Annotated in this window: 11 protein-coding genes; 2 read left to right on the forward strand and 9 right to left on the reverse strand. The window is 41.6% G+C overall.

The genetic code is table 11. The features are described 5' to 3' along the window. Nucleotides 1–314: 314 nt before the first annotated feature. From ACOOEY_RS02510 to ACOOEY_RS02540, 7 genes are all read right to left on the reverse strand, one after another. A complete protein-coding gene (locus ACOOEY_RS02510) occupies nucleotides 315–1,037 on the reverse strand; it encodes a response regulator (protein WP_420387098.1) in 723 nt (240 codons plus the stop codon). Next, on the reverse strand, nucleotides 1,038–3,146 hold the full coding sequence (locus ACOOEY_RS02515; RefSeq protein ID WP_420387099.1) for a histidine kinase dimerization/phosphoacceptor domain -containing protein: 2,109 nt from the start codon (nucleotides 3,144–3,146) through the stop codon (nucleotides 1,038–1,040). A gap of 126 nt (nucleotides 3,147–3,272) precedes the next feature. Further along, entirely contained in the window at nucleotides 3,273–6,452 is a 3,180-nt protein-coding gene (locus tag ACOOEY_RS02520) for a VPS10 domain-containing protein (protein ID WP_420387100.1), read from the reverse strand. Between the two features lie 157 nt (nucleotides 6,453–6,609). Continuing rightward, nucleotides 6,610–6,978, reverse strand: coding sequence for a hypothetical protein (locus tag ACOOEY_RS02525; protein ID WP_420387101.1), 369 nt, complete (start codon nucleotides 6,976–6,978; stop codon nucleotides 6,610–6,612). Between the two features lie 257 nt (nucleotides 6,979–7,235). After that, nucleotides 7,236–8,375 (reverse strand): cystathionine gamma-synthase, encoded by a 1,140-nt coding sequence (locus ACOOEY_RS02530; protein ID WP_420387102.1) that lies wholly within the window; start codon nucleotides 8,373–8,375, stop codon nucleotides 7,236–7,238. 5 nt (nucleotides 8,376–8,380) lie between these two features. Next, nucleotides 8,381–9,997 (reverse strand): mechanosensitive ion channel family protein, encoded by a 1,617-nt coding sequence (locus ACOOEY_RS02535; protein WP_420387103.1) that lies wholly within the window; start codon nucleotides 9,995–9,997, stop codon nucleotides 8,381–8,383. Next, the gene (locus ACOOEY_RS02540) at nucleotides 9,987–12,593 is read right to left on the reverse strand and encodes a hypothetical protein (RefSeq protein ID WP_420387104.1); all 2,607 of its coding nucleotides are present in this window, start codon (nucleotides 12,591–12,593) and stop codon (nucleotides 9,987–9,989) included. The genes ACOOEY_RS02535 and ACOOEY_RS02540 overlap by 11 nt, the downstream gene beginning before the upstream one ends. 278 nt (nucleotides 12,594–12,871) lie before the next feature. Here ACOOEY_RS02540 and ACOOEY_RS02545 point away from each other — a divergent pair, with 278 nt between their 5' ends. Next, the gene (locus ACOOEY_RS02545; RefSeq protein ID WP_420387105.1) at nucleotides 12,872–13,420 is read left to right on the forward strand and encodes a hypothetical protein; all 549 of its coding nucleotides are present in this window, start codon (nucleotides 12,872–12,874) and stop codon (nucleotides 13,418–13,420) included. Between the two features lie 77 nt (nucleotides 13,421–13,497). Here ACOOEY_RS02545 and mdh read toward each other — a convergent pair whose 3' ends face one another. After that, a complete protein-coding gene (mdh, locus tag ACOOEY_RS02550; RefSeq protein WP_420387106.1) occupies nucleotides 13,498–14,418 on the reverse strand; it encodes a malate dehydrogenase in 921 nt (306 codons plus the stop codon). A gap of 91 nt (nucleotides 14,419–14,509) precedes the next feature. After that, a complete protein-coding gene (gene tilS, locus ACOOEY_RS02555) occupies nucleotides 14,510–15,847 on the reverse strand; it encodes a tRNA lysidine(34) synthetase TilS (RefSeq protein WP_420387107.1) in 1,338 nt (445 codons plus the stop codon). Between the two features lie 47 nt (nucleotides 15,848–15,894). Here tilS and ACOOEY_RS02560 point away from each other — a divergent pair, with 47 nt between their 5' ends. After that, nucleotides 15,895–17,400, forward strand: coding sequence for an OstA-like protein (locus ACOOEY_RS02560; RefSeq protein WP_420387108.1), 1,506 nt, complete (start codon nucleotides 15,895–15,897; stop codon nucleotides 17,398–17,400). The last annotated feature ends 15 nt before the right edge of the window (nucleotides 17,401–17,415 follow it).

Raw genomic sequence — 17,415 nt, forward strand, 5'->3', positions numbered from 1 at the left:
ATACCTAATTCATATTGAAAGGAAAAGCCACCCATACGGTGGCTTTTCGGACCATTAACCTCAACCAATAGCCCATCAACTGTTATTGTTAATATTCTAATTCTTACAAAGCATTGGAAATATAGAAGCGTGGCATCAGACATTAAAAAATTTGTTCTTAACCCCAGCTTTATTGTTCTGAAAGATTGATAACCAAGGTCCTCGCATTCCTTTTTCCATCCGTTATTGATAACCGAAGCACACTAGTGCCTGTCCATCCAATCTTTTAAATAACTATTGGTTCGTGACGGAATGCATCAGTTAGGAGTATAAGACTATTCTATCCTTATCTGCCTTAGCAAATCTTCGCGATAGTTCTTTCCTATAGGTATCTGCTCCTGTCCTATCAGTACATAAGCGGAATTAACAGCATCCATATGATCAACATTGATGGTGTAGCTGCGGTGGGTACGATAGAAGTTTTTGGGAAGTCTTTCAGAAAGGTCTGTTAAACTTCCACGTATTAAGTGCTTGTGGTTATTTGTTGTATGCACTTCTACATATACATGATCACTTTTGAGAAAGCGAATGTCATCTAGTTTAATCTTATGAAAGAGGTTCTTGTCCTTGACAAAAATAGCATTCCTTATCAGCAGCTCCTCTTCTTTGCTTGTCCCACTTAGCTCGGCATAATTATGCAGAGCCAACTCGATAGATGTGTACAGATCATCCTTTTTAAAAGGTTTGACAAGATATGCCGGAGGAGATACCTTTTTAACTCTGTCAATGGTACCAGCATCGGCATTTGAGGTAAGGAAAATAAATGGAATGTTATAATTCTCCTTAATCTGCCAGGCCAGGTCTACTCCGTCCTTTTTGCCTCCCAACTGAATATCAAGAATGGCAATGTCGGGTTGATCAGACTCAATGGTTTGGACAGCTTCCTCATAATTAATAGCAGGTTCCAGTACTTCGTAACCCAGGTCTTCCAGGATAAGGCAGATATTATCCGCAATTACCATTTCATCTTCTACCACAAGGATTTTTACCTTACTCATCTAAGTTGTTCGTCTCTCCAGCGTATCTGTGAAGATAATAACAAATTTGGCTCCGGCCTCTTTAGAATATGTAACTGTTCCATAAAGCTGTTTAGCCAGTCGTCTTACCAGGCGAAGTCCAAGACTTTTGGCTTTGGAAAAGTCAAAACCCTCCGGCAAGCCAAGCCCTGTATCACTTACCGTTAGTTGATGCTTACCCTCACCGAGTGATTCTATAGAAACACTGATCTCGCCCGGTTCCTGGTCTGTAAAAGCATACTTGTAAGCATTAGAAATGAGTTCATTTAAGATAAGCCCCAATGGAATGGCTGTATCCACATCAAAATTCATTTTGTCTGTAGCCTTCACATGCGTTCGTACTCCTGAGGCCGATGGGTAAATAGTAGCCAATTCGTTCATCAATTGTTCGGCATACTCTGCGAAATCAATGGTGGCTAAATCTTCATTTTGATAAAGTTTCTGATGGATTAAGGCCATGGCTTTCACTCTGTTCTGTCCTTCCATGAAAGTAGCCAGTGCCTTTTCATCGTCTATTCCTCTGGCCTGAAGGTCGAGCAGGCTGGAAATGACCTGTAGGTTATTTTTCACTCTGTGGTGGATCTCCTTTAAGAGTAGTTCTTTTTGATTTAGAGATTTTTCGACCTCTTCATTGGCCTTCTTGAGCTTAAGCCTATTACGTTGAATGAGTACAGTAAAAACCACTATTAATAAAAGAATCAACAATGCGGTCATCATCAGATATCGCTGTTGTTTCAATTGAGCAGACTGTCTCTTTTGCGTTTCCTGAAGTAGTGCGTTTTCACCCTCAACTCTTTCTGTCTCAAATTCCGTAGTCATTCTGGCAATGGCATCTGTTCTTGCCTGATCATTAATCTCTTCAGAAAGTGTTTTGGCAATTTGACTGAATCTGAATGCTTCTTCAAACCTGCCTAGTTTTGAGTTCACCAAAGCCAACATCTCAGCCATTTTCAGTTTTACATTGCCTGAATTAACACTATCTGCCATTTGCCAGCCTCTTTCAGCATAAGGTAGTGCTTCCTGGTACAAGGTCCTTCTCTCACTAGAAAGATCAAAATAAACGGAGTCGGCAAGAAGAATTTTAGCTTCTACGAGGCTCCCATAGACATCAGCGATAGATTTTGGAGCATATCCTTCCGGGATTGACCTAACAGCTTCCATCATGTAGTCATGGTTTTTTCGATAATCAGCCCGTTGTTTTTCAACCCATGCGATATTGTTGTAATAGTCAACAGCACTTCTCCCTAGTGTCTTATCTATTTCCCAGGCATTGGTGAAAGAGTCGAATGCTTTATCCAGACTGTCCTGAAGGATTAGAATCTGGCCTATGTTCGTATAAGCCAGCGATATTCCCCTTTGATGATTAATCCTTTCGAGGTGACTTTGAGACTTCTTCATGTACTCCTTGGCCCTCTCATACTGACCTTGTTCCTTCAACACCAATCCATAATTCATATATGGAGCAAAGATTCTGGCTGTATCACCATTCTCCTTTGAATAGCGTATGGCCTCTACCAAACTTTCGGCTGCTTTGTCCAGGTGCCTTAAATAGTAACTGTTTAAGCCGGAAGAACTCAAACAATTAACCATTTCGACCATAATACCGGTAGCCTTGTTTCTGGCTATTACCTGATCATAATGGTAAACAGCACTGTCATACATAGAGAAATTACTATAGAATGTGGCGAGGTTATATTCTGTTTTAGACAGTTCCTCAATCAAACCTGCTGATTTGTGTGTTGCCATGGCCCCTTTCAGGAAAGTTCTCAGCCTCAACCGGTCTCCCATTCCATAGTAATAAGCGAAGCCTATATTCTCGAGCACCAGGCCCTCGAACTTTGGAAAAGGATCCATAAGGCCTGACCGGGCTAATTCTAAACCTTGTTGATAATAATAAAGCGCGGAATCGAAATCTGACGATTCAAGGGCCCTTCCAAGAGACACATATGCCCTAACCTTGACAGTATCATGAAAATCGGCCTGGGTTACATTTCGAAGTGAATCTAAATCCTGAGCCCATCCAACAAGAGAAAGGAAGAAAAAGGAAATAAGCCCTAATAAGCCGAAGCGTGTCTTTATGGTGAAAGACATAGTCAATAGTCTAGTGTGAATCCAAGTCTAAGATACATTTCCTTTTGGAAAGAGTACATCAACTTGAAGTATGTCCAATAAAAAAGGCTCCAAATTGGAGCCTTTTTAATGATTTTATCAATCAGATTAATTACCTCGATCTTTGATCACAATGAAGTCTACTGATTTTTGCTTCACCAGGTTATTGAAGGCTGGCAAGTCATTATTCATGATGGTTCTCAGCTTGGCTAATTCAGCATCGATCTGCTGAGTTAACTCCACTCTTACATCTTCTGACTGCTTAGTAGGTCTCCACTCACCGCTTCCGGCAACACCCAATAAGGCAGCCAGTTTGTTATTCAGGCGAATAGGGAAGTTCAGAGGATCCTGACCAGACTCATTCTTGGTTTGATACAATGCCTCTTCTACCTCAGTCATTTTAGCCATCAGCTCTTTTCCTGCTTCAACTACTTCTTTGTAGCGATCCTCACCTTTGATTTTACCAATCAGATCATCCATTTGGGCTCTCGCCTCACGAATGTCTTTGATGGCACGGTGCATCTCAGTCACCTTATCGGTCACAGTTCTCAAGAAATCAAACTGGGCCTTGATATCAGCATCTGATGCTCCATAACGAGGGTCTTTGATGAGATTGAAGGTGGTTTCCTGAACATCGTCACCTACTTTAAGTTTGGCAGTGTATTCTCCTGTTGGATACATTGGACCAGGTCCACGAACTGAAGCAGCCCACATGATCAGGCCATCAAAGCCTTCTGGACCTTCAGATCTCATATCCCAGTTGAATGAATTCAACCCGGCTTTCAAGCCTCTCTGAGGGAAACTCTTAATTAACTCACCATCAGAACCGTAGATTTCAATAGCTACTTTGGTATTGGCAGCTGGAGCTTCTTTCAGGTTGAAGTACATTACCGGACCAGCAGGGGCGTTTTCACCAAACAACAGGTTAGTGTTTCCACCACCTCCGCCACCAAAGCGTCTGAATCCTCCGCCAGACCCTAAGAGTCTGTAAGCATCCATTGGTTTGAACAGGTGTACTGGTTTACCAGCAATTTCATCAGACAACTGATGAAGAATAGTCAAATCATCGATCATCCAGAAAGATCTACCTTGAGTAGCAGCAATCAGATTATTATCCTTAATGGTCAGGTCAGTAATTGGAACCACTGGCAAGTTCATCTGGAAAGGCTTCCAGGAGGCTCCATCGTCAAATGAAACAAACATACCTCTCTCAGTACCGGCATAAAGTAACCCTTCTCTTCCCGGATCGGCTCTTACCACTCTGGTGAAGTAGTCGTTTGGAATACCATCAGTAATCTTAGTCCATGTTTTACCATAGTCTTTCGTCTTGTAAAGGTATGGCTGATAGTCGCCTAATTTGTATTGCGTACCGGCAATGTATGCACCACCTTTTACAAAAGGATCAGCATCAATTGAGTTGATCATCAAATACTTAGGCATATCCGGAGGAGTCACATTAGTCCAGTTGTCTCCGCCATCGGTTGTTACATGGATCAAACCATCATCTGAACCTGCCCAGATAACACCTTCTTCGTATGGCGATTCAGTAGCAGCGAAGATAGTCGCATAGTATTCTACAGAAGTATCATCATATGTAATCGGACCACCAGACTTACCTAGTTTATCCGGCTCAGCTCTGGTTAAATCAGGGCTTATGATTTCCCATGACTGACCGCCATTGGTGGTCATGTGCACATGGTTAGATGTAGTGTAAAGTTTGTTAGGGTTATGTGGAGAGAAGAAGATCGGGAAGTTCCATTGGAATCTGTATTTATAATCTTCCGCTCCGTGACCCATTGGGTTATCAGGCCATGCATTAACGTTTCTGCTGATCCCTTTATCGTGATCTTCCATTACAAGAAGTCCACCATAGCTACCACCATAAACGATGTCTGGATTATCTGGCTTCGGTGCCAAGTGAGCACTCTCACCTCCTGCTGTACCTTCCCAGTCATTCTCTGTTATAGCAAAGCCAAAGGTCTTATGATTGATTCTAACGGTTGAGTTATCCTGCTGTGCTCCATATATTCTGTAAGGGAATGCGTTGTCCGTGACTACGCGATAGAACTGTGCAGTTGGCTGATTCATCATGGTTGACCAGTTATCACCACCATCATATGATACCTGAGCACCACCATCATCAGAAACACCCAATCTCATGTTATCATCCGGAGCGATCCATAAATCGTGATGATCACTATGCGGTGTTCTCTTTTGGTTGAAGGTTCTTCCACCGTCTGTCGACACATGGAAGCCCACGTTCATTACATATACTTTGTTAACATCTTTAGTGTCTGCATAAATTCTGGTGTAGTACCAGGCTCTCTGACGAAGGGAACGGCTGTCATTAGGATGAGTCCAGGTATCACCACCATCTGTTGATTTATAAACACCACCTTCATTAGCTTCAATGATGGCATAGATTACATCCGGATTAACCGGAGAAATAGCTACACCACTGATACCATAAGGTCCTTTTGGCATACCTCTTTTGTTCATAATGTTTTCCCAGGTCTCTCCGCCATCGTTAGATCTCCAGATTCCTGAACCTTCTCCGCCTGAAGTAAGGCTGTAAGGAGTTCTTCTGACTCTCCAGGTACTGGCCATCATAAAGTCAGGATTGGACGGATCGAGCGTGATATCTACCGCACCTGCATCAGCATTGGCGAATAGTGTTCTTTTCCAGGTCTTTCCTCCATCAGTTGTTTTATAGATTCCTCTGGTTTCAGATGATTTGAACAAATCACCCATAACAGCTACCCAAACGATATCTGGATTATTTGGGTGAATCTTGATTCTACCCACGTGCATGGCATCTGTAAGACCAATGTTGGTCCAGGTTTCTCCACCGTCAGTAGACTTCCACATACCCTCAAAGCCTGAAGATACGTTACCACGAACAGTTTGCTCACCCTGCCCTACATAGATTACATCGTGGTTAGATTCACTAACGGCCACAGCACCGATAGAACCACCAAAGTAGCCATCGGAAACATTCTTCCAGGTTTCTCCACCGTTGTCTGTTTTCCAAACACCGCCACCGGTAGACCCCATGTAGAATACGTTGGGTTCATTGGCTACACCGGCTACAGTGCTTGAGCGTCCGCCTCTAAAAGGTCCAATAGAGCGCCACTCAATTCCTTTGTACACATCAACCTTAGGGTCTGGTGCAGGCGTTGATGACCTACCTCTGTTCCTTCGCTGGGCCTCGGCATCATATACCGAAGTCAGCATCAGAGCAAAGACCATCACCCATAGTTTGATCTTCAAGTTTCTAGTCGTCTTCATAGTTATTAGTTTGATACTGATATTCTCGTAGTTTGAGAGTTTAAAAGTTATGAAGACGATTACATATAAAGAAAATAGCCAGCTAATTTTACATTAGTGGCACAAAAAAAGCCACCTTCAACAAGGTGGCTTCTAATTTCTTTGTTTAATGATCTAATTACTCTTCCAAACGGTAGATGTAGGTGTTTGAATAATCTGCCAGATATTCTGCTTTATTCAACAGTCTCTGTGCCTTCTCATTCTCAATTACTCCACCTTTTTCCTTTACGATGGTAAGAACTAACTCGTCATTATTACCATAAATTTTAATGGTTTCCAGATTAGTAGCGGGTAACTCAAAGTCAAACTCTTCTTCGATTACCTCAGCATAAGCTCTATCTAAAGAACCTTTAATGTCGTACACTATCAATTCTTCTGGTTCAGTTGTTCCGAACGATTGAATTGCTGCCATAAATGTTACCATAATGCCTAGCATTATTGCCATTGCGGCTGACCATTTTCTCTGTGTTGTAAATTGCTTTCTCATGACCGTTGTTGTTTCGAATTTTTACGTTTGTGTTTAGGCTTTGTTAAAACAGTGTTACCAAATATTATTTGTTTTTCTATACTCTATTTGACGACAAAGTTCTGAAAAAGTTTAATCCTCACAGTAAAAAAAGGAGAATATTTTTCTCAAGTGGGTCATATCACGGATGAACCGTATAAAATTGGGACTGAAATTCACGCAACAAAAAACCCCGATACTTTCGGGGCTTTAAAGGCAATAATATTTGGTGTGATTTTTTAGCCAATAGCCTGTTCCAGATCGGCAATCAGATCCTCAGCATCTTCAATCCCTACACTTAGTCGGATCAACGAGTCCAAAAGACCAACTTTCATCCTCTCTTCTCTCGGAATAGCGCCATGAGTCATGGTAGCCGGGTGGTTCGCCATTGACTCTACTCCACCTAAAGATTCGGCCAGAGCAAACACTTTAAAGTTCTCCATCACCCTGAACGACTCTTTCATATCATCTTCATGGAACGTGAAAGAAATCATTCCTCCAAAACCCTTCATCTGTTCTTTGGCAATTGCATGGTTAGGATGAGAATCGAAACCAGGCCAGTAGACTTTATTCACTTTTGGATGGCTAGCCAAATACCTGGCAACCTTTTCACCATTCTCACAATGTCTTTGCATTCTCAGGTGCAATGTCTTGATTCCTCTTAACACAAGGAAGCAGTCCTGAGGACCCGCTACGGCACCACATGAGTTTTGAATAAAGGCTAGTCTCTGATACAGTATCTCATCATTCATCACCAATGCCCCCATTACCACATCTGAGTGCCCTCCCAAATACTTGGTTACCGAATGCATCACAATATCAGCTCCCAGGTCCATAGGGTTTTGAAGTGCCGGAGAGGCAAAGGTATTGTCAACTCCAAGGATCAGGTTATGCTTTTTGGCAATAGCCGATGCACCTTTAATATCAACAATGTTCATCATGGGGTTGGTGGGTGTTTCCAGCCAAACCAACTTGGTATTCTCATTGATGTAGTTCTCAATATTGGCTACATCTTCCATATTGATAAAATGGAATTTGATACCGAAGTTTTCGAAAACCTTGGTGAAAATTCTGTAAGTACCACCGTATAGGTCATTGGCACTGATCACTTCATCACCAGGTTTTAAAAGCTTAATTACGGCATCTATAGCTGCCAGACCAGAACCAAATACAAGACCGTGGCTGGCATTCTCCAAAGCAGCAATACTATCCTGTAGAGCGAACCTCGTAGGGTTCTGTGTTCTTGAATACTCGAAACCCTGATGATCACCAGGCGATTTTTGTACGTAAGTCGATGTTTGAAATATCGGAGTCATGATGGCTCCGGTAGATGGGTCCGGATGAACTCCGGCATGAACGGCTTTAGTATCGAATTTCATAAAGTTTACTTTTTACTGAAGAAGGCCTTTAGCTCCTCTTCCATTTCCTCTTTTGTTTGCTTGTATTCTGGAGTAAGACCTTTTTGACCAGGAACTTGTTCAATCATCAAAGTCTGAGTCGGGAACGCGAACCTTACTCCAAGATGTTCAGCCAGCTTATTGATTTCAAGCATTATTTCCTGGCGACATCTCAGTTCATTATTCCAGTCAGGTACTTTAAAGAATATATAGAGCATTACCTCCAGTGCACTACCTCCATATTCGTTTAAAAAGATATTATAATAGTCCTTTCTTGTTTCGGGATGTTTATTCACAATCTCCTCAACCCCCCTCACAAATACCTCTATCAGTCTGGCTGGTGTATCATAGGTAATGGCCAGCCTGGTATAGAACCTTCTATACTGACGCTTGCCATGGTTGTCTACCATGCTGTTGGAGATTACGCTATTGGGTACATACATCACAGAATCGCGAAAAGTTCGAACGCGGGTAGAACGGAATCCAACCTCCTCTACTGTACCATCAATATCTCCTGATGTCACCCAATCTCCAATCTGGAAAGGTCTGTCAATGAAGATCATCAATGACCCAAAGAAATTCTTAAGTGTATCCTGAGCTGCCAGCGCAAAAGCCAAACCTCCAATAGACAAGCCAGTCAGTATTGGCCAGATATCAAAGTTAAAACCATTGAGCACACCCACAATTCCGATAATGACCACAAAAACCTTGAGCATTTTCGTGACCAATGGCACGAGCTGGTCATCAAGCGTATTCTGAGTTCTGTCTGCCATCTTCCGCATGTACTGGCCAAGTACATCCACCAGTTTGTAGAAGAAGATGGCGGCAAAGAATGGAATCAGGGCTTTGGATAGCAGAACCAAAGTAGTTGCTATCAGGGCTGGCAATTGCAATACTGGAATCAGAATCTTCGCAAATACCGCTATGATCATCAAACTGAAAGGCTTTACAACAGGATTGAGGTATTGATTGGCCAAATCCAGTTTACCATACTTATGCAATAGGCCAAAAAGAATTTTTCTTAGTACTACGGTAAAGACCAGGTGAATTAAGAAACCTACGCAAAGCAGTATCAGAATACCGAGATATTGCCATAAGTGTAAGCCCAGGTATTTGGTAGTGCCCAGGTTAGGCAGAATATTCAAAAGCTTATCGGTTCCATAAGGGAATACATCTTTGTGGATTCTGTCGATCTGAGAGACAGAGTAATCCGAGAATTGCCACTTATCTCCATAAAGCTGGACATATATCTCTGGAAAGTCTTTGGTTAGTACATAGCGGTTACGCCTGGTGAGTGAATCATAGTAATTCTCAGACTTAGGTATATCATCGAGCTGAATGTAATTACCGGAGCCATCCAGTATTTGCTTCAGTTCAACTGCCAGGTTATTCAGTTGTTTTTGAGTTCTTTCCCCTCTAAACAAAGATTTCGCAGCCTGAGCCGGAATATAGTTCTCATCCTGCAAATAATTCAGGTGATTATACACAGCTTCATACGGGCTGCTGAACCTGTCAGGCAATGAGTCAGCCTGAGACCACAGTTGCGGGACTGAAATGCAGAAGAACAAAAAAATGGCGATAAGCCTGGTCAAACTACTGCGCATCGATGGCATAGATATTCAATTGATTGGCGAAGTTAACAAAGACTTCGTACTCTGATAAATTCTGATAGTATAGAATACCAATTCTTTCTGATGCCGGTATCACCGGACAAATCTGCTCACCTCTATTATTGAATAGGTATAACTGATTTCTGGCAAGATCTCTCACTACATATAATTCCTTACCATTTCTGAAATTGTAGAACTCAGCATTCAATTGCCCGGAATTATCGAATGGAATCTCAAATACCGTTTCTCCTGACATATTGTAGAAGGCTATACGGTTCAGGTCATTCCTCAGAATACTGTAACCTGTCTCCAATACGTCATTTACCAAAGAAAACTCGCTTCGGGTGGTTGGTCGGAAGAGCTGCTTCTCCTGAATGACTTTTCCTTCGAAGTTCACCTCCATTAGTTTTCCCTCTTCACCAATTACTGCCAATCTGGTTCCGGCAAAGTTTGGTCCCTTAATCAGGGAGACATCTCCCTTATACCTTAGATCAAAGCTGGTTGGAAAACCATTATAGTATTCTCCTCTCCTATTCAATAGGGAAATCTCGCCTGTACGTTCTACAGCAACAAAGGCATCACGTCCCCTGACTCTTACATGGAAAGGAGTCTGCAATAACTCTGAGCCTAGTTCGAGTGGGTTCCAACCTTCCAATGCATTTACTTCTTTGTCAAAGAGCGTAATATTACCTCTTCTGTCTTTAGCCAGGTATCGGTATCGTTTACTGTTGTCATAGTCTATTACAGCCGAACCATCAATCGTCATAGGACTTGAATAGGGCTTAGGAAAACCTTCAACCATTTCCCCATTTCTATCTATCAGGTGAACCAGAGAGTCTGTAAAGAACAGGTACTGGAGTTTCTTATTATTATAGTAGTCCACCTGATGAATAGGCCCGATGATTGAACCATTGACAGGCTGTTTCCAAAGTATCTCTCCTTGTCTTGTGGTCAAATAGAGTGATTGGTTAGCATCCTGAAAGATTACCTCCAGATTCGAATTGACATGATTCCTGACCACGAAAGGCCTGGTACGCAACACTGTGTCAGCAAAAACATTGGCTTTTACCTTGAGATCAGCAGGCACCGTATTGTCTGGGCGTGAATCAGCAACCGCAGTTGCCTTTACTTCATTAAATCTTAGATTCGAAGTGACTAAATAGCCATTGTTACTGGAATTTAATTGTACCAATAATCTATTCAGCAGTGACTTTAGACCACTGTTCTCACCAAGAAAATCTACCCACACGGGTTTCAGTTCTTCCATTAAGGCCTCCGAACCATAATTAAAGTCTTTCACTAAAGTCAGATCAGTATCCTGAACCATGTCATCAAGTATTCTTCTCAGTTCAACTGACTTACCCCAGGTAGACTCATTATCGAATTCGTTCATCACTGTTTTTAAGGCATCGAGATTATCACTAAGAATGAGTGTGTTCTGGAATATGGCAAAATATGGCTCTGCCATGTTTACCTGATCAGATGTAAGTTGCTGAACAAAATCGCTCTGTTGAATGTAGCCCAGATCTGTATTGAGGTAGGATTCACTATAGACTGTTGAATCCTGAGCACTTACCTTCGATTCAGAAATACGATTCAACTCCCTCCTCAAATAAGTAGTATCTGCGGTATTGATTAAAACTACTTCTGAGACTTCAGCAAAATTCATATCCAGAGAAATAGAAAGTAGTTCTGGCTTCAACAGAGTAGCAAAACCTTCCAGGCCAATTCCTACCGGCTGCCATTCAAAACTTGTAGAAGTAACAGGAATCAGGTTTTTCCCAAAGAGGCTTGACTCTCCTAATGTTGTTTGAGAAGCTCCGGTTGAATTACCCTGGGCTAAAATACCATCTTCAGTAAAGTTGAGATTGAGAAGAGATACTTTCCCCGGGCTTCTTCCCTCTATCCCTTCTTTGAAAAAGACATTATGCAACTCACCGAGTCTCTTATTATTTAAGATCAACTGCACGTCACCAGATACTGTTGAATTATAGCTATTATCTACCAGGCGACTGCCTTCATTCTCAACCGCTCTAACCACATCTTCTACCAACAGGTTTTCTTCTGATATGGCCAGATATTTACCCTGAATCATCATCACCAACCGGGCATTAGCACCATTTACATTGATGAGTTCAAACCCATTAAACACCTGAAGGCTGGTATTAAAAGACTCCTCCGTAATGAGTTGTAGTATTTTTACAATGTTCTCTCTCTTCCAGTCAAAGCCCTTAGCCTCTATAATGTATAGCGGTGTAATATGATCACTACCGGTTGAATGAAACGAAATCCAGAATGGCAGCTCTGTTACCTTGGATTGCAATGAGCCTTCAGCTTCAAGAGAATCGACCCTGGCCGACCATTCGGTTAAATTTTCTACGAAGGGAATACTCTTTACAGTGGTAAACCAGGAGTAGCTTTCAATAGCCTCTATACCCTCTCTCAAATTCTCTCCATGAATAGTAAATAAGCTAGTTTCAGGGAGAATGTGTTCTATTTCGGAGTTTGGTCGTTTTAGAACATAGTACCAGTAAGCTGCTCCTGAAAGGAGCAGTAAAAGAATAACAGTTATGAATACTTTGGCCTTCAATGTAATCTGAGTTTGAATTACGGATAAGTACGGGAGACTTTCCAACCATTTAAACTAAAAAAGGGTCGATTTATTAAACAAATTTTCGAGAGCGAGCTAAAAACTTTGGATTATGAAAAATTCAATAGCAATTTTACATCGTAATCAATCCCAAAAGGATTACCACAGAATACACACTGTCTGTTCCTGTACAGCAATAGTCATATTGAAACAGGGAATTCAAAAACCAAAACACCTTGCTGAACAATTGTAATTATTGTTCTACCAAAACCAATTAAATGAAAAGGGTATTTAAAAAACTCGGACTACTCAGCCTTACCTTATTAATGTTGTCTGCAGACAAGGCTGCAGAAAAAGTACTTATCTCAGAGGTAAACTTTTTCAATGGCATTTACAAACACAAAGACCAACCGGTAACGGGTGAGATTATTGACTACTATGAGAATAGTATTCTCAAGTTTACTTATGCTGCTCTCGAGGGCAGATTACATGGAGAAGCTAAAGAATTCTTCTCTGATGGACACACCAAAAGTGTCAGACATTACAAGGTGAATAAGCTTTTCGGTGATTTTATGGAATATACTGAGGATGGTGATATCCTGGTACAATTCAAGGTAGGCCTGAATGCTTATGGGAAAGGTGAATTACTGAGTGAAATCAAAGTATCAAAGGGTAAGAAAGGTAAATTCAAGGAGTATGATGAAGGCGTTTTAATCTTCATGGATGGCGACAAAGAGACAGACGGTACCAGCGAGGAAATTTCTATTCTTTCACAAACGAAATTCAAAATCCTTGATCCTTCAGGAAAACTAATATTTCAAAACTAGTAATAATTGACTCTCTAAATAAAAAGCCCCGCCACTGGTTGAACAGAGCGGGGCTTTATTATTTCTGATCTATATGCTTAAAGCAATCCGTTAGTTTTGCTAACTGATTCTGCACTACTGGTCAATTCAGATTTTTCAGCATCACTCAATTCAATCTCAACAATGCTTTCAATACCGTTAGCACCAATCAATGCTGGTACCCCGATACAAATATCATTCAGTCCATACTCTCCCTCTAACAGGCAAGAGCAAGGGAACATTTTCTTAGAATCTAAAGCAATAGCCTGAACCATCGCTGATACTGCTGCACCCGGAGCATACCAGGCTGAAGTACCCAGTAATTTGGTTAATGTAGCACCACCTACTTTAGTTTCTTGTTTCACTTGTTCCATTCTCTCTTTACTGATGAACTCAGATACAAGAACAGAGTTCCTTGTTGCCAATCTGGTCAGAGGAATCATACCTGTATCGCTGTGACCACCAATTACCATTCCGTCAACATCAGAGATTGGAGCGTCAAGAGCTTCGGCCAGTCTATACTTGAAACGAGCTGAATCCAGAGCACCACCCATACCGATAATTCTGTTTTTAGGTAGTCCGGTAGCCTTGTGAGTCAGATAAGTCATGGTATCCATTGGGTTAGATACTACAATGATGATCACGTTAGGTGAATGTTTGATCAGGTTTTCAGCAACAGACTTAACAATACCTGCATTGGTGCTGATCAACTCTTCACGTGTCATACCTGGCTTACGAGGAATACCAGAAGTAATTACAGCCACATCACTGTTAGCCGTTTTAGAGTAATCGTTAGTGGTTCCGGTAATCTTTGTATCGAAACTGTTCAAAGACGCAGTTTGCATCAAATCCATGGCCTTACCTTCAGCAAAACCTTCTTTGATGTCTATCAATACCACTTCTGAAGCGAAGTCTTTAATAGCAATATACTCAGCACAACTGGCACCTACTGCTCCGGCACCTACTACAGTTACTTTCATGGGGTTCTAGTTTGTTTTTACAATGGCGCAAAGTTAATACGCCAATATTCTAAATGAAATTCAGACCCAATTGTTTAAGCTATAATTTTGATTAATGGTCAGGATTCGACCTTTTTATCTGCCAAACATTAACAGTTGTTTCGGTTACCTTAAAGGAGTCTGATATTCTGATGCCAATTACCCAGATAATCTCCTTTCCCGAACACATAACCATCACCTTTGATTTTTCATAATTCGGTACTTTAAGGTCAATCAAAAGATCACTAATCAACTTCTTTCCCTTCATACCAATAGGCTGAATCTTGTCTCCCTCCTGCCAGGGCCTGACCTCCAAAGGGAATTGGAGTCGATTAAAGTCAAAAGCAGCATTGGCTGGATCTCTGTCTAACTGCCACTCAATTTTTGGCAGAGATTGAATCAGGTAGCGAGAAGTACCAAGATCAAAACTTTCCGATTGACCGTCTAACCGAAAGGAATCTACAGTGTGGGGTGTATCATTTGCCGAACTAATCAACAAGTCTTCCCTATCTACATTCAGTCTGTAATCTTTTGATTTGAAGACGGCACCTGACTGATCAATGGATTTAAACAACTGCTGACAAGTGGCATAATTGAAATGGAATGGTCTGAGCAGTTCATATACATCATATGCAGATTGACATTCCTCACGGATGGCCTCTTTATTAATGATATAACCTCCATTTCCTCTTTGAATCAGCTTTTCTCGGAGTTGACTATAAATAACTTCAGTTCTGGAATATCGGTCATTTAGTTTTTCAAGGTTTTCACCCATCACCTGCATAAAATCAGGGTTGAGCTTTTGCAGTACCGGAACCAGCTCATGCCTGATAAGATTTCGCTTGTAGTAGGTTTGCTGATTGCTTGCATCTTCTCTCCAGTCAATCCCCTCCTTTTGGGCATAAGCCACGATTTCTTCTTTAGAAAAGGATAGCAAAGGTCTCACAAGGTTATCGTTCTTCGCCTGTATTCCTCTCAACCCTCTCAAGGATGTTCCTCTGGCCAGGTTGATGAAGAAAGTTTCTATAGAATCATCCTGATGATGAGCCAAAGCTACATATGGATACCCCTTTTTATGACAAAGAGCACGGAACCATTCAAACCTCAGGTCTCGGGCTGCCATTTGGGTAGAGATTCCTTTCTCACTGGCATGCTCCAGGGTATTAAAGCTTTTAATGTAACATTCAATCCGGTGCTTTTCACAAGTATTCCTGACTAAAGCTTCATCCTGATCTGCTTCATTACCTCTCAATTGAAAATTGCAATGTGCCACAGCAAATGGGTAGTTAGTCTGCTGCATAAGATGCAGTAGCACCATAGAATCCACACCACCACTTACCGCCAACAACAGTTTATCCTTCTCGTTGAATAGGGCATGTTTTTTGATAAACTCCAAAAAGCGATCAAGCATGGCTCAAAAATAGCACAAATCGCTAATTTTGCGGCCGTCTATTGAAAATGAGGAAAATCACTTATTTCTTATTGTTTCTACTATTGAGCACTGCTTTATTCAGCCAGACTAAAGTGACACTCAAAAAAGCAGGCACCTTATCTCTGGTGAAAAGGGATAACCAAAATGTTCAGAAGCTAAAGGACAATGTTTGGCTGGTACAGGGCAACACAAATATCTATTGTGACTCAGCCTACCTTAACCAGTTGACCAACTCCGCGCAAGCCTTTGGTCATGTTCGCATCATAGACACAGTTGACCCGGTCAATATTAGTAGCGACTATCTGGAATATGACGGTAATACACGGATAGCACGCCTAAGAAACCATGTGGTGATGAAGGATGATAGCGTGACCCTTTATACCGACAATCTGGACTATAACAGAAACACTCGGGTAGGCAACTACTTCAATGGTGGCCGACTGGTAGATGCCAATAATGAACTTACCTCCTTGTCTGGTTATTATTTCACTGATACCAAAGAGTCTGAGTTTTATGATAGCGTAGAAATGGTAAACCCTGACTTCTACATGGATACTGATACACTATTTTATAATTCTAATAGTTCACTTGCCAGAACGAAGGGAAGAACAAAAGGCATTACAACGGAGGGTGACACGCTGAACACAACCAATGGCCTGATTTATAACAGAGAAACTCAATATGCGGAAATCTACGAAGGCAGTATCAGCAATGAAGATGTCTATATAGAAGCTGACACCATAGTGGCTGATGACGCAAAACAGGTTTATAGTGCCAGCCAGCAAATAAAAATGACGTCCAAGCCCGATTCACTCACTATCTATGGTGACAAGGGCAGGTACCTTAAGCTTCGTAAAGAGGCAGTGGTATATGAAAATGCTTACCTACGGAAAATGCTGGAGGGTGACTCGCTCTTCATTAGCGCTGATACTCTTTATTCCAATCAATTCGAAGAAGGAAACAAATACCTGACTGCCTATCACAATGTGCAGATGTTCAAGTCTAACATGCAGGGTAAAGCTGATTCGGTCAGTTATAATTTTGCTGACTCTACAATTTACATGTATCGGGACCCCGTTATATGGGCAGAGAATAGTCAGATGACGGCAGACTCTATCAATATTGAAGTAAGAGAAAGCAAAATTCATAAGATGAACCTGGCCATTGACGCTTTTGTCATTCAGCAAGACAGTTCCAACAATTTCAATCAGGTTAAGGGTAGAAATATGGAGGTGTATTTCGATGGAGGCTTTATTTCCAAAACAGATGTTAATGGCAATGGCGAGAGTATTTACTACATCAGAGAGGCCACCGGAGCTTCTTCTATGAACAAAATGAAGTGTTCTAATATGGCACTATACTTTAGTCAAAGCACAGTTACTGAAATAAGAACCTATACTGAGGTAGATGGTCAGGTAAAACCGGAATTGGAGATCGCTCCCATCGACCGTAAGTTACGTGGCTTTCTATGGAGAAGCGACCAACGCCCTCTATTGCGACAGGTGGCCCGCCACTTGAGGTATGACAGATGACCTTGCGGTTAAAAA

Origin of the sequence: Roseivirga sp., assembly GCF_965216855.1 — a bacterium.
Taxonomy (GTDB): Bacteria; Bacteroidota; Bacteroidia; order Cytophagales; family Cyclobacteriaceae; genus Roseivirga.

Excerpts from the sequence above, each read along its gene's own strand:
- ACOOEY_RS02545 (WP_420387105.1), top strand. The coding sequence starts at position 12,872 with ATGAAAAGGGTATTTAAAAAACTCGGACTACTCAGCCTTACCTTATTA.
- tilS (WP_420387107.1), bottom strand. The coding sequence starts at position 15,847 with ATGCTTGATCGCTTTTTGGAGTTTATCAAAAAACATGCCCTATTCAAC.
- ACOOEY_RS02525 (WP_420387101.1), bottom strand. The coding sequence starts at position 6,978 with ATGAGAAAGCAATTTACAACACAGAGAAAATGGTCAGCCGCAATGGCA.
- ACOOEY_RS02510 (WP_420387098.1), bottom strand. The coding sequence starts at position 1,037 with ATGAGTAAGGTAAAAATCCTTGTGGTAGAAGATGAAATGGTAATTGCG.
- mdh (WP_420387106.1), bottom strand. The coding sequence starts at position 14,418 with ATGAAAGTAACTGTAGTAGGTGCCGGAGCAGTAGGTGCCAGTTGTGCT.
- ACOOEY_RS02560 (WP_420387108.1), top strand. The coding sequence starts at position 15,895 with ATGAGGAAAATCACTTATTTCTTATTGTTTCTACTATTGAGCACTGCT.
- ACOOEY_RS02520 (WP_420387100.1), bottom strand. The coding sequence starts at position 6,452 with ATGAAGACGACTAGAAACTTGAAGATCAAACTATGGGTGATGGTCTTT.
- ACOOEY_RS02515 (WP_420387099.1), bottom strand. The coding sequence starts at position 3,146 with ATGTCTTTCACCATAAAGACACGCTTCGGCTTATTAGGGCTTATTTCC.
- ACOOEY_RS02535 (WP_420387103.1), bottom strand. The coding sequence starts at position 9,997 with ATGCGCAGTAGTTTGACCAGGCTTATCGCCATTTTTTTGTTCTTCTGC.
- ACOOEY_RS02530 (WP_420387102.1), bottom strand. The coding sequence starts at position 8,375 with ATGAAATTCGATACTAAAGCCGTTCATGCCGGAGTTCATCCGGACCCA.